22 protein-coding genes are annotated in these 23093 nt (G+C 56.6%); 3 read left to right on the top strand and 19 right to left on the bottom strand.

The annotated features are described in order from the left end of the window. Nucleotides 1-6: 6 nt before the first annotated feature. The 12 genes from holB to yceD all read right to left on the bottom strand — a co-directional run bounded on the left by holB (nucleotide 7) and on the right by yceD (nucleotide 9837). Nucleotides 7-1011: a DNA polymerase III subunit delta' gene (gene holB, locus AOY23_RS06185; protein WP_054178672.1), complete on the bottom strand. Its 1005-nt coding sequence runs from the start codon at nucleotides 1009-1011 to the stop codon at nucleotides 7-9. After that, nucleotides 1008-1649, bottom strand: a complete 642-nt coding sequence (gene tmk, locus AOY23_RS06180; protein WP_054178673.1) for a dTMP kinase — start codon at nucleotides 1647-1649, stop codon at nucleotides 1008-1010. Before tmk ends, holB begins: the two co-directional genes overlap by 4 nt. Further along, nucleotides 1639-2661: a cell division protein YceG gene (gene yceG, locus AOY23_RS06175; protein ID WP_054178674.1), complete on the bottom strand. Its 1023-nt coding sequence runs from the start codon at nucleotides 2659-2661 to the stop codon at nucleotides 1639-1641. Before yceG ends, tmk begins: the two co-directional genes overlap by 11 nt. A 2-nt stretch (nucleotides 2662-2663) precedes the next feature. Beyond that, nucleotides 2664-3473 (bottom strand): aminodeoxychorismate lyase, encoded by an 810-nt coding sequence (gene pabC, locus AOY23_RS06170; protein WP_054178675.1) that lies wholly within the window; start codon nucleotides 3471-3473, stop codon nucleotides 2664-2666. Nucleotides 3474-3577: 104 nt separating this feature from the next. Next, nucleotides 3578-4819 carry a beta-ketoacyl-ACP synthase II gene (gene fabF, locus AOY23_RS06165; protein WP_054178676.1) on the bottom strand — a complete coding sequence of 414 codons (1242 nt, stop codon included), beginning with the start codon at nucleotides 4817-4819 and terminating at the stop codon, nucleotides 3578-3580. 92 nt (nucleotides 4820-4911) lie between these two features. Continuing rightward, the gene (gene acpP, locus AOY23_RS06160) at nucleotides 4912-5148 is read right to left on the bottom strand and encodes an acyl carrier protein (protein WP_000103754.1); all 237 of its coding nucleotides are present in this window, start codon (nucleotides 5146-5148) and stop codon (nucleotides 4912-4914) included. A 210-nt stretch (nucleotides 5149-5358) separates the two neighbouring features. Then, nucleotides 5359-6093 carry a 3-oxoacyl-ACP reductase FabG gene (fabG, locus tag AOY23_RS06155; RefSeq protein ID WP_038154485.1) on the bottom strand — a complete coding sequence of 245 codons (735 nt, stop codon included), beginning with the start codon at nucleotides 6091-6093 and terminating at the stop codon, nucleotides 5359-5361. A gap of 18 nt (nucleotides 6094-6111) precedes the next feature. After that, nucleotides 6112-7041 (bottom strand): ACP S-malonyltransferase, encoded by a 930-nt coding sequence (gene fabD / locus AOY23_RS06150; protein WP_054178677.1) that lies wholly within the window; start codon nucleotides 7039-7041, stop codon nucleotides 6112-6114. Nucleotides 7042-7055: 14 nt separating this feature from the next. After that, nucleotides 7056-8009: a beta-ketoacyl-ACP synthase III gene (locus tag AOY23_RS06145; protein ID WP_054178678.1), complete on the bottom strand. Its 954-nt coding sequence runs from the start codon at nucleotides 8007-8009 to the stop codon at nucleotides 7056-7058. 6 nt (nucleotides 8010-8015) lie between these two features. After that, nucleotides 8016-9050, bottom strand: coding sequence for a phosphate acyltransferase PlsX (gene plsX / locus AOY23_RS06140; protein WP_235501664.1), 1035 nt, complete (start codon nucleotides 9048-9050; stop codon nucleotides 8016-8018). Between the two features lie 75 nt (nucleotides 9051-9125). Next, nucleotides 9126-9299, bottom strand: coding sequence for a 50S ribosomal protein L32 (gene rpmF / locus AOY23_RS06135; protein ID WP_002435125.1), 174 nt, complete (start codon nucleotides 9297-9299; stop codon nucleotides 9126-9128). 16 nt (nucleotides 9300-9315) lie between these two features. Next, the gene (yceD, locus tag AOY23_RS06130; RefSeq protein WP_038154489.1) at nucleotides 9316-9837 is read right to left on the bottom strand and encodes a 23S rRNA accumulation protein YceD; all 522 of its coding nucleotides are present in this window, start codon (nucleotides 9835-9837) and stop codon (nucleotides 9316-9318) included. Between the two features lie 140 nt (nucleotides 9838-9977). Between yceD and AOY23_RS06125 the strand changes: the two genes are divergently transcribed. Next, a complete protein-coding gene (locus tag AOY23_RS06125) occupies nucleotides 9978-10562 on the top strand; it encodes a Maf family protein (RefSeq protein ID WP_054178680.1) in 585 nt (194 codons plus the stop codon). 46 nt (nucleotides 10563-10608) lie between these two features. On the opposite strand, the gene rluC is transcribed toward AOY23_RS06125, so the two are convergent. Continuing rightward, nucleotides 10609-11556, bottom strand: coding sequence for a 23S rRNA pseudouridine(955/2504/2580) synthase RluC (rluC, locus tag AOY23_RS06120; protein WP_200906042.1), 948 nt, complete (start codon nucleotides 11554-11556; stop codon nucleotides 10609-10611). A gap of 570 nt (nucleotides 11557-12126) precedes the next feature. Between rluC and rne the strand changes: the two genes are divergently transcribed. After that, nucleotides 12127-15300 (top strand): ribonuclease E, encoded by a 3174-nt coding sequence (gene rne, locus AOY23_RS06115; RefSeq protein ID WP_054178682.1) that lies wholly within the window; start codon nucleotides 12127-12129, stop codon nucleotides 15298-15300. A 40-nt stretch (nucleotides 15301-15340) separates the two neighbouring features. Here the strand turns inward: rne and AOY23_RS06110 are convergent, their stop codons facing one another. Then, nucleotides 15341-16273, bottom strand: coding sequence for a LysR family transcriptional regulator (locus AOY23_RS06110; protein ID WP_054178683.1), 933 nt, complete (start codon nucleotides 16271-16273; stop codon nucleotides 15341-15343). Nucleotides 16274-16381: 108 nt separating this feature from the next. On the opposite strand from AOY23_RS06110, the gene AOY23_RS06105 reads away from it, so the two are divergent. After that, complete coding sequence (locus tag AOY23_RS06105; RefSeq protein ID WP_054178684.1) at nucleotides 16382-17584, top strand: MFS transporter; 1203 nt, start codon at nucleotides 16382-16384, stop codon at nucleotides 17582-17584. Between the two features lie 76 nt (nucleotides 17585-17660). Here the strand turns inward: AOY23_RS06105 and flgL are convergent, their stop codons facing one another. The 5 genes from flgL to flgH all read right to left on the bottom strand — a co-directional run bounded on the left by flgL (nucleotide 17661) and on the right by flgH (nucleotide 23084). Continuing rightward, nucleotides 17661-18596: a flagellar hook-associated protein FlgL gene (gene flgL, locus AOY23_RS06100; protein WP_054178685.1), complete on the bottom strand. Its 936-nt coding sequence runs from the start codon at nucleotides 18594-18596 to the stop codon at nucleotides 17661-17663. Nucleotides 18597-18610: 14 nt separating this feature from the next. Then, entirely contained in the window at nucleotides 18611-20251 is a 1641-nt protein-coding gene (gene flgK / locus AOY23_RS06095) for a flagellar hook-associated protein FlgK (protein ID WP_054178686.1), read from the bottom strand. 75 nt (nucleotides 20252-20326) lie between these two features. Next, nucleotides 20327-21277: a flagellar assembly peptidoglycan hydrolase FlgJ gene (flgJ, locus tag AOY23_RS06090; protein WP_054178687.1), complete on the bottom strand. Its 951-nt coding sequence runs from the start codon at nucleotides 21275-21277 to the stop codon at nucleotides 20327-20329. Next, a complete protein-coding gene (locus AOY23_RS06085) occupies nucleotides 21277-22374 on the bottom strand; it encodes a flagellar basal body P-ring protein FlgI (RefSeq protein ID WP_054178688.1) in 1098 nt (365 codons plus the stop codon). The genes flgJ and AOY23_RS06085 overlap by 1 nt, the downstream gene beginning before the upstream one ends. 11 nt (nucleotides 22375-22385) lie before the next feature. After that, complete coding sequence (gene flgH / locus AOY23_RS06080; protein ID WP_152958453.1) at nucleotides 22386-23084, bottom strand: flagellar basal body L-ring protein FlgH; 699 nt, start codon at nucleotides 23082-23084, stop codon at nucleotides 22386-22388. Between the last annotated feature and the right edge of the window lie 9 nt (nucleotides 23085-23093).

The following is a 23093-nucleotide window of genomic DNA, read 5'->3' as shown; positions in this document are numbered from 1 at the left end:
TCTCTCTCAGAATTGAGATACGGGAAGTACCGCTCCCGGTTGCAGGTAATGCTCCCAGCGCAACAGGCGCTCGGTGAGGATCAGTTCGCGATTGAGGCCGACCACGCTCAGCAGTTGCTCGCGGCATTCGCAGGCGTCCTGAACGATGGCCCGCAGCGTCGCTACCGGCACGATGTTGGCCAGTTTTCCGGTCAGCGCCAGGGCATCGGCGTTGGTTAACAGTGTAATCCCTTGCTGAATTTTGAGCGCATCCAGCAATAGCGAGGCAAACCAGTGCAGCCGCGTCGCTGCGTCGTCATGGTTCAGGACTGGAAGCAGTGACAGCCAGTCATGGCTGGTGAGCGTAGCGTCCAGCGTCTGGCAAAGCTGCTGGCGCGCATTCCAGTGATTTTCCTGTAAAAGCGCCAGCGCTGCCGCAGGGGCACTGGCGCTGAGGCGCAACGCCGTTAAACGCGCTTCTTGTGACGTTGTCACTTCTCGTTCAAGCCATGCCATCGCCCAGCTTTCCGCAGGCGGCGACAGATGATGTAACCGGCAGCGGCTGCGCAGCGTTGCCAGCAGTCGCGCAGGCTCTTCGCAGGCGAGGAAAAACCAGGTTTTCTCCGGCGGTTCTTCGAGTGTTTTTAACAGCGCGTTGGCGGCAGCATCGGTGAGTTGCGTCGCGTCGCTTATCCACACCACTTTCGCGCCGCCCAGCCGCGCGTGCTCGTACAGCTTTTCGCTCACTTCGCGTACGGCGTCGATGCCAAGCGTGTTTTTGCCCTTTTCCGGCAGCAGATGATAGTAGTCAGGATGTGTTCCCGCCTGCATCAACTGGCAACTGTGGCACTGCCCACAGCTTTTGTGCCCGTCCGGCTGATGACACATCAGCCAGCGGCTCAGCGCATAAATCAGCGCATCGTCGCCCATACCGGGCAACGCCTGAATCAGTAACGCATGGTGCCCACGCCCGGCCTGATAGCTGGCAATCAGCTGTTCAAAATGGGGACGCAACCACGGATACCATTTCATGCATTTTGCTCCTTCACCCACGTTGTCACGGTGTCGCGGATGTCCTGCATGACGTTTTCCAGTGGCTGGGTGGCATCAATGGTGCGAATACTGCTGTCCTGCGCCGCCAGCTCAAGGTAGCGCGCGCGGGTGCGATTGAAGAAATCCAGCGACTCCTGCTCGATGCGGTCGAGATCGCCACGCGCACGGGCGCGCTTAAGGCCCACTTCCGGCGTCACATCGAGGTAAATCGTCAGGTTCGGACGGAAATCGCCCAGCACCGCATCGCGCAGCGTCGCCAGCATATGCTGATCAATACCACGCCCGCCGCCCTGGTAGGCTTGTGTGGAGAGATCATGGCGATCGCCAATCACCCATTGCCCTTTCGCCAGCGCCGGTTTAATCACCGTTTCAACCAACTGTACGCGAGCGGCGTAGAACATCAGCACTTCCGCTTTGTCCGTAATCACTTCATCGCCAACGGATTTGATGTCCAGCACCAGGCTGCGCAGTTTTTCTGCGAGGATGGTTCCGCCTGGTTCACGAGTGAAAACCAGATCGTGAATGCCCAGCTGTTTCAGCGTTTCCACCACCATGTTGCGCGCGGTGGTTTTGCCCGCTCCTTCCAGACCTTCGATGACGATGTAATTACTGGCCATTTTTTTCCTTAAGCACTTTCAGGTAATCCTGCACCGCCCGGTTATGGCTGGCGAGATTGGTCGTAAACTGGTGGCCGCCTTTACCGTCAGCCACAAAATAGAGATACGGTGTCTTCGCCGGATGCGCGGCGGCATTCAGCGACGCTTCGCCCGGGGTCGCGATAGGGCCCGGCGGCAGCCCGGCGATGACATAAGTGTTGTACGCCGTCGGCGTTTCCAGGTCTTTGCGCGACAGCTTGCCATTATAACTCGCCCCCATGCCGTAAATCACGGTGGGATCGGTCTGCAGACGCATGCCAAGCCGCAGACGGTTAATAAACACCGACGCCACCCGGTCACGCTCGCTGGCGACCGCGGTCTCTTTTTCGATGATCGACGCCATGGTCACCAGCTGGTTCTGGTCCTGATACGGCAGATTGTCCATCCGCCCTTCCCAGGCCTGCTCAACGGCGTTAACCATTTTCTGATGCGCGCGTTTGAGGATCGCAATATCCGTGGTGTTGGCGGTGTACATCCAGGTATCCGGCCAGAACCAGCCTTCCACCCAGTCGGGATGTTCCAGTTCCAGTGCCTTCGCGACGGTCGCGTACGCATCGTCTTTCAGCGTATGTTTGATGTAAGGCGCGTCACGTAGTTGTTTCAGGTAATCGCTGAGCCGCATCCCTTCCACAAACCGCAGCGGGAACTGTGCTTCTTTACCGCTTTCCAGCAGCATCAGCATCTCGCGCACGGTCATCTGCGGGGTGAGCCGGTAGGTGCCCGCTTTAAAATGGGAGAGATCAGGCTCAACGCGCAGCAGCCACTGGAACACGCGCGGGCGGTTAATGATCTTATCCGCATACAGTTGATCGCCCAGCACTTTGCGCCCGGTGCCAGCTTTCAGCGTGAAAATGGTCTCTTCTTTGATAAGCAATTTGCTGTCCGCGAGCTGGCGGACTTTCCACATCCCAACGCCCGCGGCAATACCCAGCACCACCAGCAATAACAGGACAAAACGTAACATTTTCTTCATGGCTAATCGGACAACTCACAATAAGGGGCCAGAAATTCAAACAGTTCATGTGACAGGTAGCGAACATCGCCAAACGCTTTCACCGGCACGACCGGCATCAGCGCGTTGCACAGCAGGACTTCATCCGCCTGCTGTACCGCCTCTTCACGCGCACTCACTTCGACAACGTGATAGCGGCTTTGTGCCAGCCGTGAGAGACAATACTGGCGCATGATGCCATTGACGCCAGCATGGGTGAGCCGTGGCGTAAAAACGGTATCGCCAGCCCGCCAGAACAAATTAGCCGCACAGCATTCCGTAACCCACCCTTCGCTGTCAAGGACCAGTGCCTCCTGTGCATCCGTCTGCTCAAGATGCGCGCGGATCAGCACCTGCTCGAGGCGATTCAGATGCTTAAGCCCGGCAAGATGCGGGTTACGACCGAGCCGTACCGGACTTAACGACAGCGTAATGCCCTCTTCTCGCCAGCGAACATAGTGTGCAGGCGCGGGCGAAACCGAGAGGATACGGGTTGGCGTCAGGCAGGCCGCCGGGCTGTAGCCACGCCCGCCACTGCCGCGGGTGATGATCACTTTCAGGACGCCATCACCCTGCTCTGCCGCCAGTTGCTGCATCTCTTCACGTAACGGGATGTCGTCGGCGAAAGGGATCATCAGCGCATGACAGGTCGCCTGCAGGCGTTGCAGATGAGCCCCGAGAAAATCGACTTTGCCGTTACGGACTCTCGCCGTCGTAAAACAGCCATCGCCAAACTGAATAGCGCGATCGTTCGCCGCCAGAGAGTCCCGTTCTTTACCGTTAATCAAGAACATAGAAGCTCCTTATCTGTGTCTGTCAGTCTGGCAGCAGCCCGGAAGGGTTACAAGGGGAATGCGCTGAAAGAAAAGGCCTGCAAAAGCAGGCCTTAAAGAGAGGATCAGACCTTTTTGAAGATCAGAGAGCCGTTGGTGCCACCGAAGCCGAAGGAGTTACACAGGGTGTACTCCATTCCGCTGACCTGGCGCGCTTCGTGTGGAACGAAGTCCAGATCGCAACCTTCATCCGGGTTATCCAGGTTGATGGTCGGCGGAACCGCCTGATCGCGCAGTGCAAGGATGGAGTAGATAGATTCTACTGCACCTGCCGCACCTAACAGGTGACCGGTCATGGATTTGGTTGAGCTGACCATCACACGGCTTGCCGCTGCACCAAAGACATTTTTCACCGCTTGCGTTTCGGCTTTGTCACCCGCCGGGGTGGACGTGCCGTGAGCGTTGACGTAGCCAATCTGCCCCGGTTCAATGCCTGCATCGCGGAGCGCGTTGACCATTGCCAGCGCAGCGCCTGCGCCATTTTCCGGCGGTGACGTCATATGGTAGGCATCGCTGCTCATACCAAAACCGACGATTTCAGCGTAGATTTTGGCACCGCGTTTTTTCGCGTGCTCGTACTCTTCCAGCACGATGATGCCTGCGCCGTCGCCCAGCACGAAGCCATCACGGTCTTTATCCCACGGACGGCTCGCCGCCTGCGGGTTGTCATTGCGGGTAGACAGCGCACGTGCAGCGCCGAAACCACCTACGCCCAGCGGCGTACTGGCTTTTTCTGCCCCACCTGCCAGCATCACGTCAGCATCGTTGTACGCAATAATACGGGCCGCATGACCAATATTATGCACGCCTGACGTACAGGCGGTCGCGATGGAGATACTTGGCCCACGCAGACCAAACATGATGGTCAGGTGACCCGCCACCATGTTCACAATTGTGGACGGAACGAAGAACGGGCTGATCTTACGCGGACCACCGTTAACCAGCGAGCTGTGGTTATCTTCGATTAAACCGAGACCGCCAATACCAGAGCCGATAGCGGCGCCGATACGGCTGGCGTTCTCTTCCGTCACTTCAAGGCCAGAATCCTGCATGGCCTGAACGCCAGCGACAATTCCGTATTGAATGAAGGCATCCATCTTGCGCTGTTCTTTACGCGAGATGATGTCATCACAGTTAAAATCCTTTACTAAGCCAGCAAATTTCGTTGCATAGGCGCTAGTATCGAAATGGTCGATCAGGCTGATGCCACTCTGACCGGCAAGGAGAGTTTTCCAGGTAGACTCTACGGTATTGCCGACAGGAGACAACATGCCCAGTCCGGTCACAACTACACGACGCTTAGACACGTTTGTCCTCCAGGGAGGGATAAAAAAAGAGATTCGTGGGACGAATAATAGATAAAACTCAGGCGGTCGAGTGACCGCCTGGAGATGTTCACTTACGCCTGGTGGCCGTTGATGTAATCAATGGCAGCCTGAACGGTGGTGATTTTCTCAGCTTCTTCGTCCGGAATCTCAGTATCAAACTCTTCTTCCAGAGCCATTACCAGCTCAACGGTGTCAAGAGAATCAGCGCCCAGGTCCTCAACGAAGGAAGCATTGTTGGTAACTTCTTCCTGCTTAACGCCCAGCTGTTCGCCGATAATTTTCTTAACGCGTTCTTCGATAGTGCTCATACTCTTAAATTTCCTATCAAAACTCGCTTTCGCGATGGTTTTCGTAGTGTATAAAATGTTGAAAAATTTGCAACTAAATCCCGGCAGGTCTTACCACGATTTTACGCTATTTTGCGGGTATTCGCCCTAATAACGCAAATTATTTTGCACATTAACCTGCTCCGGATGACACGAAGTGCGTGGTTCCTGAGCATATTGTGCAAATCGCGATCAAACCATGTACATCCCGCCGTTAACGTGCAGAGTTTCACCCGTGATGTAACTCGCTTCGTCAGAAGCTAAAAATGCAACCGCACTGGCGATTTCTTTTGCGTCGCCGAGGCGACCCGCCGGAACTTCCGCCAGAATACCCGCACGCTGATCATCAGAAAGCGCACGCGTCATGTCCGTTTCAATAAAGCCCGGAGCAACAACGTTCACAGTAATTCCGCGTGACGCCACTTCGCGCGCCAGCGATTTACTGAAACCGATAAGACCTGCTTTCGCCGCAGCGTAGTTGGCCTGACCGGCATTTCCCATGGTACCAACCACAGAACCGATAGTGATAATACGCCCGTGACGCTTTTTCATCATAGCGCGCATTACCGCTTTTGACAGACGGAAAACTGATGAAAGATTGGTTTCGAGAATGTCTGACCACTCTTCTTCTTTCATTCGCATTAGCAGATTATCGCGAGTAATCCCGGCATTATTGACCAGAATGTCGACTTCGCCAAACTCTGCGCGAATATTTTCCAGTACAGATTCGATAGATGCCGGATCGGTCACATTCAGCATCAGACCTTTCCCGTTGGCACCTAAATAGTCGCTGATCGCCTGCGCGCCGCTTTCACTGGTCGCTGTACCGATGACTTTCGCACCACGGGCAACGAGCGTTTCAGCGATGGCGCGGCCAATCCCGCGACTTGCACCGGTAACCAGCGCGATTTTTCCTTCAAAACTCATGGTTTTGTTTTTCCTCTGTTATTGTTCTAACGCCGCTGACATCGCTGCCGGCTCATTAATGGCCGACGCTGTCAGTGTGTCGACAATACGTTTTGTCAGCCCGGTGAGGACTTTACCCGGCCCGACTTCATATAAGTGCTCAACGCCCTGCGCGGCCATAAACTCGACGGTCTTCGTCCACTGAACCGGGCTGTACAGCTGGCGAACCAGCGCATCACGGATAGCGTCTGCGGACGTTTCGCATTTCACGTCGACGTTATTCACCACGGAAATCTGCGGCGCATTAAATGTAATTTTCGCCAGTTCCACCGCCAGTTTTTCCGCGGCAGGTTTCATCAGCGCACAGTGTGACGGTACGCTGACCGGCAGCGGCAGTGCACGTTTTGCACCCGCGGCTTTACAGGCGGCACCCGCGCGTTCAACCGCCTCTTTATGCCCGGCGATCACCACCTGGCCCGGCGAGTTGTAGTTGACCGGCGAAACCACCTGGCCTTCGGCCGACTCTTCACAAGCTTTGGCAATCGCGGCATCATCAAGCCCGATGATGGCATACATTGCCCCCGTGCCTTCCGGTACCGCTTCCTGCATGAATTTACCACGCAGTTCAACCAGACGAACGGCATCAGCGAAAGCAATCACGCCCGCGCATACCAGCGCAGAGTATTCACCGAGGCTATGACCGGCCATCAGCGCAGGCGTTTTACCGCCCTGCTGCTGCCAGACACGGTACAGCGCGACAGACGCTGTCAGCAGCGCAGGCTGCGTCTGCCAGGTTTTGTTCAGTTCTTCCGCAGGCCCTTGTTGCGTCAACGCCCACAGATCATAACCCAGTGCCGCAGAGGCTTCAGCAAACGTTTCTTCAATAATCGGGTACTGGGTTGCCATTTCAGACAACATCCCGACAGTCTGTGAACCCTGACCCGGGAACACAAAAGCAAATTGCGTCATTTTATTCTTCCTTATTAGAAACGAACCAGCGCAGAACCCCAGGTGAAGCCGCCACCGAAGGCCTCAAGCAGCACCAGTTGACCCCGCTTGATGCGGCCATCACGAACGGCTTCGTCCAGCGCACAAGGCACCGACGCGGCAGAGGTGTTGCCGTGGCGGTCGAGGGTGACAACCACGTTGTCCATCGACATGCCCAGTTTTTTCGCGGTCGCGCTGATGATGCGCAGGTTCGCCTGGTGCGGTACCAGCCAGTCCAGTTGCGAACGGTCGAGGTTGTTGGCTGCCAGCGTTTCATCGACAATATGCGCCAGTTCCGTGACAGCCACTTTAAAGACTTCGTTACCCGCCATCGTCAGGTAAATGGAATTATCCGGATTAACGCGATCCGCGTTTGGCAGCGTTAACAGCTCGCCATAGCTGCCATCCGCGTGAAGGTGGGTAGAGATGATACCCGGCTCTTCGGAGGCACTTAACACGACAGCGCCCGCGCCATCGCCAAAAATAATGATCGTGCCGCGATCGGTCGGGTCGCAGGTGCGCGCCAGTACATCGGAACCGATCACCAGCGCATGCTTAACCGCACCGGATTTCACGTACAGATCGGCAACGCTCAGCGCGTAGGTGAAACCGGCGCAGGCGGCAGCGACGTCAAACGCCGGGCAACCTTTAATGTCGAGCATGCCCTGGATCTGGCAGGCAGCGCTTGGAAAAGCGTGCGTGGAGGACGTCGTCGCCACGACAATCAGGCCGACATCATCTTTCGTGATACCCGCCATCTCCAGCGCGCGCTGTGCGGCTTCAAAGCCCATTGAGGCAACAGTTTCATTCGGCGCAGCAATACGACGTTCACGGATACCTGTGCGCGTGACAATCCACTCGTCAGACGTATCAACCATCTTTTCCAAATCGGCGTTAGTTCGCACCTGTGTGGGCAGATAACTGCCGGTACCAATAATCTTCGTATACATGTACGCTCAGTCTTTTTCCGGTAATACAGATTCCAGGCGAGCGGCAATCCGCTGAGGAACTTCCCGCTGCACCGCCTGCACTGCCTGTTCAATCGCGACGCTAAACGCGCGCTGATTGGCTGCACCATGGCTTTTAATCACCGTGCCGCGCAATCCTAACAGACAGGCGCCATTATACTGGTCGGGGTTGAGGTGACTGAATCGCCTGGAGAGGCTTTTTTGTAACCAACGCTTTAATAAAATCAGCCACCACGACCGTTTTTTCCCTTCCCCCTGAGATTTCAGCAGCGAAAGAAACATTCTGACAACGCCTTCCATGGTTTTTAACGTGACGTTTCCGGTGAAGCCATCACAAACCAGCACATCGGTTTTGCCCGTCAGCAACTCGTTGGCTTCAAGATAACCAATATAGTTGATAGTTGGCACTGTTTTAAGCAAAGCAGAAGCATCACGAATGCTTTCATGCCCTTTGCTCTCTTCTTCACCGATGTTAAGCAGCGCGACACGCGGTTTGCTGATACCGACGACTTCTTCCGCCAGCACCGCCCCCATGATCGCAAACTGCACCAGCATTGTACTGTCACAATCGACGTTCGCGCCCAGATCAAGCACGACCGTTTTACCCTTCTGCTGATGCGGCAATACCGTCACCAGCGCCGGACGCTCAATGCCTTCTATTGGCTTGAGCAATAATTTCGCCAGCCCCATCAGCGCGCCGGTATTTCCTGCGCTGACGCAGGCCTGTGCACGCCCTTCTTTCACCAGTTCGAGTGCAATACGCATCGAACTGCCCCGGCTGTTACGCACAGCATGAGACGGTCGCGCATCACTGGCAATAACTGACTGTGCAGGGATAATCTGCAGACGCGAACGTTGTTCGAAATCAGCTTTGGCAAGTAATGGCGAGATGGCGTCGGGATCGCCGACTAAAAGAAGTGAGAGTTGCGAATTGAAACCCAGTGCCTGCAAAGCTGCAGGCACCGTCACGGAAGGACCAAAATCGCCCCCCATGACATCTAACGCTATGGTCAGACGTGTCAAGGTATCGTCGCTGCCCGGTTCGTTTCTCCCCGCATGCGCGGGGAAATCCGCACTAAGCTTCACGCTTTCGCGTGATTACTTAGCGATAACCTTGCGACCGCGGTAGTAACCGTCGGCGGTGATGTGGTGACGCAGGTGGGTTTCACCAGAAGTCTTGTCTACAGACAGGCTGGTAACTGCGGTCAGCGCGTCATGGGAACGACGCATGCCACGTTTGGAACGGGTTGGTTTATTCTGTTGTACGGCCATGGACCTTACTCCTCAATTACTTACGCTTTAAGCTGGCTAATGCGGCAAATGGGTTTGGCTTTTGCGCCTCTTCAGGCAGTTCACCAAAGACCATGTCCGCGTCGGACACTTCACAGTGTTCAGAATCATGCACCGGAACTACTGGCAAGGAGAGAATGATTTCATCCTCAACCATCGCCCGCAGGTCGATTTCACCGAATTCGTTAACCTCAATCGGCTCATACGCTTCCGGGAGTGCCTCAGCCTGTTCGTCAGAACGAACCGGACTGAAACAATACGTTGTGTGAACATGATGCGTGAACGGTTTCCCGCAGCGCTGACATTCGAGCGTTACCGTTACCTTTGCATCGCCGGTTATCACCGCGAGGCGCTGGTTATCGATAGCGAATGACATGTCGCATTCTACATCGCTGTCCACACTGACTACAGACTCGGCAACGCGCTCAACCTGATCGGGCGTATAGACACCCTGGTAATCGAGGCGTTTTTGCGCGGTACGAACCGGGTCAAGAGTCAGGGGTAATTTTACCTTTTGCATAGGGCGCGCATATTAACTTTGTAACGTCATATAGTCAAAGAAAAAGGCACCCGAAGACGCCTTTTGCCATTTATTCGCACACATTGCGGCCTGTAGTTTAAAATGACGCTAACCGATTCGCCATACCTGACTGAAAAAATATGCCAAACCTTGTACTTGCTTCGACCTCACCCTACCGCCGAATGCTGCTGGAAAAGCTCGGTATTCCCTTCGAGTGTGCCGCGCCGCAGGTTGATGAAACGCCGGTCGCGGAGGAATCGCCCCGCCAGTTGGTTTTGCGGCTGGCGCAGGCCAAAGCACAGGCGCTCGCACAGCGCTTCCCGCAGCACCTTATTATTGGTTCCGATCAGGTCTGTATTCTGGATGGCGTCATTACCGGTAAACCGCATACGGAAGAGAACGCGTTTACACAATTAAAGAAAGCCAGCGGCAATATCGTCACCTTCTATACCGGGCTGGCGCTTTATAATTCGGCGAACGGTCATCTGCAAACCGAATGCGAACCGTTTGATGTGCATTTTCGCCATCTGACGGAACAGGAAATTCGCGATTACATCCGCAAAGAAAACCCGCTGAACTGTGCGGGCAGTTTTAAAAGTGAAGGTCTGGGTATTTCGCTCTTCGAGCGACTGGAGGGGCGCGATCCGAACACGCTGGTCGGCCTGCCGCTTATCGCGCTCTGTCAGATGTTGCGGCGCGAGCATTTGAATCCGTTGCTGGCATGAGCAATGCCTTCCAGGCCGGGTAAGCGCAGCGCCACCCGGCACTCAATCAACCACGCAGCACTTTCAGGCAGTGTTTTAACTGCTCGTCCATCGGCGCTTCAATGCGCAGCGTTTCACCGGTTCCCGGATGCTGGAATTTCAGCGCCGCGGCGTGAAGAAACAGGCGTGACAACCCGGTTGACGCCAGTTGCTTATCAAATTCACGGTCACCGTAGCGATCGTCAAAGGCGATGGGATGCCCGGCGTGCTGCGTATGAACGCGGATCTGGTGAGTTCGCCCGGTCACCGGGCTGCAGCGTACCAGCGTGGCAAACTCGTAGCGCTCTTCGACTTTAAAACGCGTCTCAGACGGTTTCCCTTCCTGGCTGACGTGGACAATACGCTCGCCACTCTGGAGAATGTTTTTCAGCAATGGCGCCTGCACCACTTTCATATGCGACTGCCACTGGCCGCGAACCAGCGCCAGATAATCTTTCTGCATGCCTTTTTCGCGCAGTTGTTCGTGCAGCGAACGCAGCGCCGAGCGTTTCTTCGCTACCAGCAACACGCCAGAGGTATCACGGTCGAGACGATGCACCAGCTCAAGGAAACGCGCTTCCGGGCGCAGTGCGCGCAGCCCTTCAATCACGCCGAAGCTCAACCCGCTACCGCCATGCACCGCCGTGCCCGACGGTTTGTTCAGCACCAGAATATGGTCATCTTCATAAAGGATAACGTCGCTCAGCGCGGCGACCTTTTGTAAATGCGGAGAAACGGCGTCTTCTTCGCGTTCGGCGACGCGAACCGGCGGAATACGCACTTCATCGCCCGCCTCGAGTTTATATTCAGGCTTAATACGTTTTTTGTTAACCCGCACTTCGCCTTTACGCAGAATGCGGTAAATCATACTTTTCGGCACACCTTTTAATTGGGTGCGCAAAAAGTTATCGATGCGTTGTCCCGCTTCATCAGCAGAAATCGCGACTAATTTTACGGCTGGAGTCTCAGTTTTCATGGTCGGCGATTCTAAATAGCCAGGCGCATTCGCGCCACTCATTTTTCTATGCTTATATTATGGTGACCTGGTTACAGCAGATATCTTACTGACCGGATTGCTGGTTATTAGAACAATCCTGACAGAGAGGTGCAAAAACTGTGAGTAACCGGGTAACAAATGGTAAAAGTCATCTTGCTATAACAAGGTTAGCAATGGAATAATGATGCCGTTTTCCGTGTTGAATCTTGTTAAAACAAGGAAATTTGCGGAATTACCAGTTTTGCCCGACCGATCATCCACGCAGCAATGGCGTAAGACGTATTGATCTTTCAGGCAGTTAGCGGGCTGCGGGTTGCAGTCCTTACCGGTAAATGGAAGCAACTCTGGAGAGTTTTCCCAGGCTGTTCCCCTGTTAATTGCGCTGTGTTTGTCTCAACAACACAGGCAGCCGACACTCTGCGCCTCTTAAGCGAGCGACAACCGTGAGGTTGGCGACGTGAACAGACACGAGGCCATCGGTTCACCCCCGGAAAGGCATTACTCTGCCCGCAGCTTAGTCGTCAATGTACGAATAATGAGTAAGTTACGATGAAAAGAATGTTAATTAACGCAACTCAGCAGGAAGAGTTGCGTGTCGCCCTTGTTGATGGGCAGCGTCTGTACGATCTGGATATCGAAAGCCCAGGACACGAACAGAAAAAAGCGAACATCTACAAAGGTAAAATCACCCGCATTGAACCGAGTCTGGAAGCCGCATTTGTTGATTACGGTGCTGAACGTCACGGTTTTCTCCCCCTGAAAGAAATCGCCCGCGAGTATTTTCCTGCCAGCTACAACGCTCATGGCCGTCCCAACATCAAAGATGTTCTGCGCGAAGGTCAGGAAGTTATCGTTCAGATTGATAAAGAAGAGCGTGGTAATAAAGGCGCTGCATTAACCACCTTTATCAGCCTGGCGGGTAGCTATCTGGTGCTGATGCCGAATAACCCGCGTGCGGGTGGCATTTCACGCCGTATCGAAGGCGATGACCGTACCGAACTGAAAGAAGCGCTGTCCAGCCTTGAACTGCCGGATGGCATGGGTCTTATCGTGCGTACCGCCGGGGTGGGTAAATCCGCCGAGGCGTTGCAGTGGGACCTGAGCTTCCGTCTGAAGCACTGGGAAGCTATCCAGAAAGCCGCAGAGAGCCGCCCGGCGCCGTTCCTGATCCATCAGGAAAGCAACGTTATCGTTCGCGCCTTCCGTGACTACCTGCGCCAGGACATCGGCGAAATCCTGATTGATAACCCGAAAGTGCTTGAGCTGGCACGCCAGCACATCGCGGCACTGGGTCGTCCGGATTTCAGCAGCAAAATCAAACTGTACACCGGTGAAATTCCGCTGTTCAGCCACTACCAGATCGAATCGCAGATCGAATCCGCGTTCCAGCGTGAAGTGCGTCTGCCGTCCGGTGGTTCAATCGTTATCGACTCCACCGAAGCGTTAACCGCGATTGATATTAACTCCGCGCGCGCAACCCGCGGTGGCGACATCGAAGAAACGGCGTTTAACACCAACCTGGAAGCGGCAGACGAAATCGCACGTCAGTTGCGCCTGCGCGACCTCGGCGGCCTGATCGTTATCGACTTTATCGATATGACCCCGGTACGCCACCAGCGCGCGGTTGAAAACCGTCTGCGTGAAGCGGTGCGTCAGGACAGAGCCCGCATTCAGATCAGCCACATTTCGCGCTTCGGCCTGCTGGAGATGTCCCGTCAGCGTCTGAGCCCGTCGCTGGGCGAGTCCAGCCATCACGTCTGCCCGCGCTGTAGCGGCACCGGCACCGTCCGTGATAACGAATCCCTGTCGCTCTCTATTCTGCGTCTGATTGAAGAAGAAGCGCTGAAAGAGAACACCCAGGAAGTGCATGCGATTGTCCCTGTGCCGATTGCGTCCTACCTGTTGAACGAAAAACGTAGCGCCGTGAGCGCCATCGAAACCCGTCAGGGCGGCGTACGCTGCGTGATCGTGCCGAACGATCAAATGGAAACGCCGCACTACTCCGTACTGCGTGTACGTAAAGGCGAAGAAACGCCAACCCTGAGCTATCTGCTGCCGAAACTGCACGAAGAAGAGATGGCTATGCCGTCGGAAGAAGAGCCAGCGGAGCGTAAACGTCCTGAGCAGCCTGCTCTGGCGACCTTCGCCATGCCTGACGTTCCGCCTGCACCGCCAGCCGAAACCGTGGCGCCGACAGCACAAGCTGCCGCGCCTGCTGCGCCGAAAGCCCCTGCGGCTCCGGCAGAACCGGGTCTGGTGTCTCGCTTCTTCGGCGCGCTGAAAAACCTCTTTGCCGGTAGCGAAGCACCGCAGGCCGTTGAACCGGAGCCGGTGAAGAAAGAAGAGAAACCTGAACGTCAGCAGGATCGTCGTAAATCGCGGCAGAACAACCGCCGCGACCGTAACGATCGCCGTGACAACCGCAGCGACAATGGCGAGGGTCGTGAAGATAACCGCCGTAACCGTCGCGATAAACAGCAGCAGAACGCCGAAACGCGTGAAGCCCGTCAGCAAACCACGGTTGATGAAACGGAAAAACCGCAGAATCGTGACGAGCAGCCGCAACAGCCGCGTCGTGAGCGTAACCGTCGTCGTAACGATGACAAACGCCAGGCACAGCAGGACGCCAAAGCGCAGAGCCGTGATGAGCAGCCTGCAGCGCAGGAGACCGAACAGGAAGAACGCGTTCAGGTTATGCCGCGCCGTAAGCCGCGCCAGTTGACGCAAAAAGTTCGCATCCTCTCTGCTGAGCAGGAAGCGGCTGCCGCTGCTGCGGTTACCGACGACATCGCCGAACAGCCGCAACCAGCTGTCACCGCGCAGCGTACTGAACTGGCGAAAGTCGATCTGCCGTCCGTGATTGTCACGCCAGTTGAGCAGGATGACAACGCCGAAGCACGCGATACCGCCGGTATGCCGCGCCGCTCGCGTCGTTCACCACGTCACCTGCGCGTCAGTGGCCAGCGCCGTCGCCGCTATCGTGACGAGCGTTACCCGCTGCAGTCGCCGATGCCGCTGACCGTGGCCTGCGCCTCACCGGAAATGGCTTCCGGTAAAGTGTGGATCCGCTATCCAGTTGCCCGTCCGGCTGACGAGCAGATTGAGCAGGAAGACACGCAGCAGGCCGCACCGGTTATCACCGATGTTCAGCCTGACGTTGCCGCTGTCGTTACCGACGCAGCGTTAACACCGGAAGCGCAGCCGGTTGTGGTTGAACCGCAGCCAGTGGCAAGCGAACCGCAGGAGCCGGTGGTTGAAACCACGCATCCGGAGGTTATTGCCACGCCAGTGGATGAGCAACCGCACCTGATCGCCGCAGAAGATGACATCGTCGCTGAAGAAGTGGCCGCTGAAGTCGAAGCCGCGGTGGAATCTACAGACGTTGCAGAAGAGACGCCGGTTGAAGAAACGCCGGTGGCTGAAGCTGCCGCTGAGCCGGTCGTGACTGAGCCGGTTGCTGAACCTGTCGTCACGGCACCGGTCGAGCCTGTTGAAGAGGTGAAACCGGCTGCGGTGGTAGCCGAAAAAGCCGCGCCTGCCGGTAATCATCACGCCACTGCGCCGATGACCCGCGCACCGGCCCCGGAATATACCCCGGAACCGCCGCGTCACAGCGACTGGGTTCGCCCGGCCTTTGACTTCGAAGGCAAAGGCGCCGCTGGCGGTCACAGCGCAACACAACAGGCGCAGTCCGGACCAACGCGTCCGCGGCCGATTGAGTAAGCGCTAAGTACGATAAAGCCGACCCGAGGGTCGGCTTTTTTTATTCCGTTTCCGGGCGCCGCATTCCGGCGATTTGCGGCATCACTTCACGCATCAGGTCGAGGAAACGCCGCAGCCGCGTCGGGTAATAGCGCGCCCACGGATAAACCAGATGTACCGGTAACGGTGCCGCCTGCCAGTACGGCAGGATCTCCACCAGCCGCCCTGCCCGCAAATCCTCTTCCACCATCCAGCTGGAAATGACAACCACACCGGTGTCCGCCAGCGCCGTACTGCGTGCAACATAAATACTGTCTGTACTCAGGCGGGGAACAATGTCTACCGTGTAATTTTCACCTGTCATTTGCTGAAGTGTCACATCGTGCTGATAAAAGGTACTGATGGCTATCCACGGCAGGGCCGACAACTGCTCCGGCGTAGTGATCACCGGATAGCGGGCCAGAAACGCGGGCGTTGCCACCATGCTGCGCGGTACTTCCGCCAGTAAAACGGAGACGGTTGCCGGATCGACTTTCGCGCCGACGCGGATAGCGCAGTCGATGTTATCGCTGAGAAAATCGACCGATTTGTCGTTAAGCATCCACTCCACAGAGAGCCGTGGATATTTATGCAGAAACGACACCAGCGGCGCGAGCAACTGCTGTTGCCCGAAAGCATGCGGCGCGCGCACTTTCAGCACGCCGACGGGTTCATCCTCCGCGACCTGCAAATCATCTTCCAGCGCCAGCCAGGCATCAATCACGTTTCTGGCGTGCTGGTAGCAGCGCTCGCCGTCATCCGTAAGCTTCATCGCGTGGGTGGTGCGCAGGATAAGCTTCGCGCCCAACAGCGTCTCCAGCGATTGCAGGCGGCGGCTGATGGTCGCCTGCGTGGTTTCCAGTTGCCTCGCCGCGGCTGACAGCGAACCGCCCTCCACGATGCGGATAAAGGTGCGCATCAGTTCAACGCGATCTATACGCTCATTCTTCATCATTAATCAGTTAGTCATACACATTACGTATAACTGTTTTACCATCGCCCCTGCTACAGTGCCAGCCGTAAACCGGGAAAAATAGCGCCATACCGTTTACGAGGAATCATCATGACACAGGCTTTCAGACCCAACTGGATCATTTTCATACTTGCGCTGGGCGCGGGTTTCAGCGTTGCCGCGATCTACTATGCCCAGCCGCTGCTGCCGCTGATGGGCCGCGATCTGCACCTCAGCGTCGAAGGTATGGGGCTGGTGCCTACGCTGACGCAAGCGGGTTATGCGCTCGGCATTCTGTTTCTGCTGCCGCTGGGTGACCGTCACGATCGTCGCACGCTGATTGTCACTAAAAGCGCGCTGCTGGCAGTGCTGCTGTTTCTCTGCAGCCTGAGCAATGGACTGCATACGCTGCTGGTCGTCAGCCTGCTGACAGGCATGATGGCGACCATGGCGCAGGATATCGTCCCCGCTGCCGCCATTCTGTCGCCCGCCGGGAAGCAGGGGAAAACAGTCGGTACGGTGATGACCGGCCTGTTGCTCGGCATTCTGCTGTCGCGTACCGTCAGTGGGCTGGTCGGGGCCGCCTTTGGCTGGCGGGAGATGTATCAGGCCGCCGCGGTCAGCATCGCCGCAATGGGCGTGTTGCTGTGGTTTGCCCTGCCGCGTTTCGCCATCCACTCGACGCTGAGCTATCCGGCGCTGATGGCCTCGATGGCGCACCTGTGGCGCCGTTATCCTGAACTGCGCCGTGCCGCGCTGGCGCAGGGCTTTTTGTCGGTTGCTTTCAGCGCCTTCTGGTCAACGCTGGCAGTTATGCTGTTTGAGCATTTCCGGCTGGGTAGTGCGGCGGCTGGCGGTTACGGCATTGCTGGTGCCGCAGGCGCCCTTGCCGCTCCGCTCGCCGGTGGGCTGGCGGATAAAGTCGGCGCGGCACGGGTAACGCAACTGGGTGCAGCACTGGTCACCCTCTCCTTTGCCCTGATGTTTGCCCTGCCCGCCTTGCCTGCCGAAGGCCAACTGGTGCTGATTGCGATCTCTGCCGTCGGTTTTGATCTCGGTCTGCAGTCGAGCTTAGTGGCGCACCAGAATCTGGTCTACGGCCTTGAACCGCCAGCACGGGGCCGTCTGAACGCGTTGCTGTTTACGGTGGTGTTTATCGGGATGGCGTCCGGCTCGGCGCTTGGCAGCCAGTTGTATGCCATGGCCGGATGGACGGGCGTGGTCATGCTGGCGACCGCCGCAGGGGCGATTGCGCTGCTGATCCGTCTGACCGACAGATCTCCGCGCACGTCAGCACCGCAGGCATCACGCTAAAAAAAACCCGCTCCGGGGTGAGGGGAGCGGGCTGATAAAACATGCCGGTTTCAGGACATGCTAAGAGGCAAAGCGTTTAGCTGTTCAGCTGGAACAACGACATTCCTTGCATGTCGCTAAACGCTTTGTACGACGCCTGGAGAGCCGCCTGCTGCATGACATAGTTAGAAATCGTGGCGTTCCAGTCTACATCGATCAGATCGCTCATTTGCTGCGTCTGACTCAATGCCCGGTCATCACCCAAATCGTCGAGCTTACCCAGTTCGACAAGCTGGGTCCCCAGTTCAGAACGAACGGTTACGACGTTGTTGAGCGAGTTTTTCAGTCCATCCGCGGATTTATTAATCACCGCCTGTGCCGCCGCTGCCGCCGCATCATCACCCTCTACCGGGGTTTTTAGCGCCGCAATGGCGGTATCAAGCATCACGAACAGGTTACTGTCCGTGCCGGGTGTAGCGTTACTGGTCAGGTGGTCAAAAATTTTGTCGCCGGTATGGCCAATGACCATGCTGCGGGAGGTATCCACCTGCTGTTCGACGTTCACTGTCCCGCCAACATAGGTACCGTCATCGGCAAAAGGAGGCGTATCCGTCTGGTAACCAGCAAACATATAGCGGCCGTTACCGTCCTGGCTGTTGGCCAGGTTCATCAACTGGTCGCGAACGCCCTGCAGTTGAGCCGCAAACGAGGCACGGTCATCGTCGCTCAGGGTGCCGTTACTGGCCGCAACAAGCGTTTCCTGTGCGGAAGTAATTGACGTTGTCACCTGACTCATCACGTTCTCTTCCTGCGAAACGCGCTGCGTCGCGAAAGAACGTGCGGTAGCGAACTGGCTGTTTTGAGCCTGCGCCTGCGCCAGCACAACGGCTTGCGATGCGGCAATCGGGTCATCAGACGGGCGATTCACGCGTTTGCCGGTAGACATCTGTTCGCCATAGCCCAGCCAGCGAGATTGCGAGTCGGTAATACCACGCATATTTTGCTGGTACATCATTAACGTACTTACACGCATTGTTGGCTGTCTCCTTAGCGAATGTTGATCAGGGCGTCAAACAGCGTACTGGCCGTCTGCAGTACCTGGGCATTCGCCAGATAATATTGCTGGTACAGTTGCAGGTTGCCGTACTCTTCATCCAGGTTAACCCCGGAAATCGACTGCTGTTGTTTCGTCAGTTGAGTGACGACGTTACCCTGAGTGGTGGTACTGACTTTCAGTGACGCGGTACGGTTACCAACATCGCTGACGAGGGTCGCATAAGCATCGTTAAAGGTTTTGGTGCCACCGACCAGCTTCTGGTTTTGCAGGTCGAGCAGCGCCTTACCGTTACGGTTGTCGCTCTCGCCGTTGTCGGCGTCGTTCGCCCCCATCGCGATCTGCGATTCGTTGGTGATAGCCAGTTCCATGTTCACGATCACATCGTTGACCGGTTTCACAGTAAAGCTGTCTTTGGCGTTTGGCGTCCCGGTCACATCGATTTCCAGACCGTCGAAGTTCATCTTGCCGCCGGTCACTGTCGCCGTGAAGGTAGTGTTATCCGCCAGGCGGGTAACCTGCCAGTCAGTGCCGTCAAAAACTACTTTGTAGTTCGTCGCCTGCACCTGGCTGCTATCGGTGATGGTCGACGTCAGCGCGGAAGTGCCGGTGTTTTTGGCGTTTGATACAACAGACGAGCCACCGAAGTTAAAGAAATCAACATCGGTATTGCCGTTGGCGTCCACACCCTCACGGTGCTGCTGGTTGAAGGAATCAGCAAATACCAGCGCCATCTGGTTAAGGGTATTGCGCGTCTGGTCGAGATCCTGCGAACGGAAAGTCAACAGGCCGCCCAGTGAACCGTTGGTCAACAGTTTTTCCGGGATTTCCACGTTGCCCGCCACATCATCAACGTACGCCACGGTGATGCGCGAAGGATCGGCTTTGCTCTGTACTGCCGCCAGCTGGTTTGCTTTGCTGCCCTGCACCAGGTTGTAGCCGTTCGCCATGGTGACGTTATAAGTGCCGCCGTCCTGCTGGGTCACTTCCACGCCGACAATCTGGTTCAGTTCGCTGACCAGTTGATCGCGCTGGTCGAGCAGATCATTAGGTGATGCCCCGGCGCCAACGCCAGTCATCTTGGTGATTTTTTCGTTCAGGTCGGCAATCTGTTGCGCGTAGCTGTTGATCTGGTCAACGCTTGAAGAGATTGACAGGTTAACCTGTTTGTCCTGGTCACGCAGATACTGGTCGGTCACCTTGAACTGGTTCACCAGGCCGCCCGCTTTGCCGAGCAGTGCCTGACGTGCCGCCGGATCTTCGGCGTTACTGACCAGCGTCTGCAGGGTGGCGAAAAAGTCCTGCAACGTCGCAGACAATGAGTTAGTGGTGTCCGAGAGCATGTCGTTAATTTTCGACATCTGATCATAACGTGCGGTCAGACCGCTGCTCTGGGTCTGTGCGGCACGCAACTGGTTGGTGATAAACGCGTTATATTCACGCTGCACGCCATTCACGTACACGCCGTTGCCGACCCAGCCGCCCGCGGTCAGGGAGCTGTTCGCCTGCCCGAGCACAGTAGTCTGGCGGGTATAGCCCGCAACGTTATAACTGGCGATGTTGTTACTGACGGTGTTCAGTGCCGCCTGGGCTGCGTTCAGCCCACTCATTGCGCTGTTAATCAAGCTGGACATGCTGGTTCCTTTTATTCTCTCAGACACGGGTCCTATCGAAGATTATCGGCAGGCGTTCGCTGAACTTGAGCCGTTTCAGAACAGATTTTCGAGATCGCTGCCGTACGCTTTGCTGACTTTCTCGCCCATCGATTTCAGTTGCTGGATCATGCTGGTCAGCTTGCGGGCATAATTGGGATCGGTCGCATACCCGGCGTTCTGCAATGCCTGCGCGCCCTGCTCCGCCGTCGCCGCGTTGGTCACCGCCGCATAGCGTGGGTTGCGGGTCAGCAGGCCGACGTAATCAGACAGCGCTTCAAGGTATGAGCTGTAGACGCGGAATTTGGCTTTCACCTTTTTCGCTTCGCCGTTTTCGTATTCGGTGGTGGTGATTTCCGTCACCTTGCCCTTCCAGTCTGGCGAGGCTTTCACGCCGAACAGGTTGAAGCTTGGCGCGCCGTTTTCACCGCGGATTTGCCGCTGCCCCCAGCCGGACTCCAGCGCCGCCTGCGCCAGAATCAGGTGATGCGGAATACCGCTCTGCTCACTCGCCAGCCGCGCGGGAAGTGACAGTTGCGCCAGGAAGTCTTTACTGTCATCAGGCAGCGCGACATCGCTGGCCGCTGGCGCTTTTGGCATCGCGTTGCGTACCATCTGGCGCAACGTATCGTTCTGGTAGGTCGTGATGGTCTGCATATCAAACTTCATCGGCACCTGCGCATCGTTCTCCGCAGGCGTGCCCTGCGCGGCAGCCATCTGTTTGACCATCATGTCCGCCAGCCCGAGTCCTTTTCCGGCGGTCATCTGCTGGGCAATCTGCTGATCGTACATACTGGTGTAGAGGCGGGTCTGGTCGCTGCTGAAAATGCCGTCTTTCGGCAGCGCCTCACGCATGCTCTTCAGCATCATCTGCACGAACATCCCTTCCATCTGGCGCGCCACCGGACGCAGGTTCGCGCCCGGGTCCTGGCTCGCTTTGGCCTTCAGTTCGTTCAGCGACTGCGCATCCCACGCCGCGCTCGCCAGTAATTTGCTGTCGCTCAGCATCAGATGATTTCCACTTTCGCACGCAGGCAACCTGCGCTTTGCATGGATTGCAGGATAGACATCAGCTCGATAGGCGATGCCCCCAGTGCATTCAGCGCCCGCACCACGTTGTTCAGACTGGCGCTGGAGCGAATGCTCTGCAACGCGCCGCCGCTCTGACGCAGATCGATTTGCGTCTGTGGCGTCACTACCGTCTGCCCCCCGGCGAACGGCGTATTCGGCTGGCTGACCTGCGCCTGACGGTTAACCGTCACCGACAGGTTGCCCTGCGCCACCGCACAGGTATCCAGCGTCACTTCGCGGTTCATCACCACGGAGCCGGTACGGGAGTTGATAATGACTTTCGCCTCCTGCGGCGTGACGTTGACTTCCAGATTCTGAATATCCGCCAGCAGACGCACCTGATTGCTGTTGCCTGACGGCGCATGAATTTGCACCGTGCGCGAATCCAGCGCGGTAGCGTTGCCGTAGCCGCTGCGGCGGTTAATGGTGTCGGCAATCTGCTGCGCCATACCAAAATCTTCCTGATTCAGTTGCAGGTTGATGGTATTTCCGGCGCCAAACTGCGTCGGCAGTTCACGTTCGATGATCGCCCCGTTGGTGATGCGACCGCCGTTAAGTTGGTTCACCTGCACGCTGCTGCCACCGGCTGCCGCGCCCGCACCGCCAACCAGAATGTTACCCTGCGCCAGCGCATACACCTGACTGTCGACCCCTTTGAGCGGCGTCATCAGCAGCGTACCGCCGCGCAGGCTTTTGGCGTTCCCCATCGAAGAGACCACCACATCGATGGATTGCCCCTGACGACCAAACGCCGGGAACTGGGCGGTAACCATCACCGCCGCCACGTTTTTCAACTGCATGTTGGTGCCGGTCGGCACCGTAATGCCAAGCTGCGACAACATGTTGTTCAGCGTTTGTGTGGTGAACGGTGTTTGCGTCGTCTGGTCGCCGGTGCCGTCAAGGCCAACCACCAGGCCATAACCGATCAATGAGTTTTCCCGCACGCCCTGTACGCTGGTGAGGTCGCGAATGCGATCGGCCTGGGCGAAACCCGCCACCAGAACCAGAGCAATGCCAACCAGGAACTTATACATAATTCACCTCGTTACATCGGCGACAGATTAAGGAAGAAACGTTGCAGCCAACCCATGTTCTGCGCTTCATTGATATAGCCGTTACCCACATATTCGATGCGGGCGTCCGCCACCTGTGTGGACGGAACCGTATTGCTGCCACTGATGGTGCGTGGATTCACCACCCCGGAGAAGCGGATGAATTCCGTCCCCTGGTTGATGGCGATCTGCTTTTCGCCCACCACGTGGAGGTTGCCGTTCACCAGCACCTGATCCACGGTCACTGTCAGCGTACCGCTGAAGGTGTTGCTGGCATTGGCGCCGCCTTTGCCATTAAAGGTATTGCCGCCAGACGCATCGAGATTGGCGCGATCGCCGCCAAACAGCCCCTGCATCGCACGTGGTACGGTGTCGAAGCCAAAATTCGTTTTACCGTCGCGGCTCGCGTTCGCTGACGAGCTCTTACTGGCGCTGACGTTTTCCTGCAGCACAATCGTTAACGTGTCACCGATATTGCGCGGACGCCGGTCTTCAAACAGCGGCTGATAGCCGTAATTAATCGGCTGCGCGGTCTGGAAAATAGAGCCATTGGCCATGGGTACCGGACCGGGAACAGGCTGAGCGGTTGTGGCACCTTCCACCAGTGGTTTGGAAGGGATCAATGCGCATCCCGTCATGATGAACGCCATGACGGCGAGAAGCGGATAACGAAACGCTGCGGATTTTTGCATTGCTTTCAT

Origin of the sequence: Trabulsiella odontotermitis, from assembly GCF_001297775.1 — a bacterium.
Taxonomy (GTDB): Bacteria; Pseudomonadota; Gammaproteobacteria; order Enterobacterales; family Enterobacteriaceae; genus Trabulsiella; species Trabulsiella odontotermitis.
Note: the sequence above shows the minus strand (reverse complement) of the source record. Positions and strands in the feature narration are given on the sequence as shown.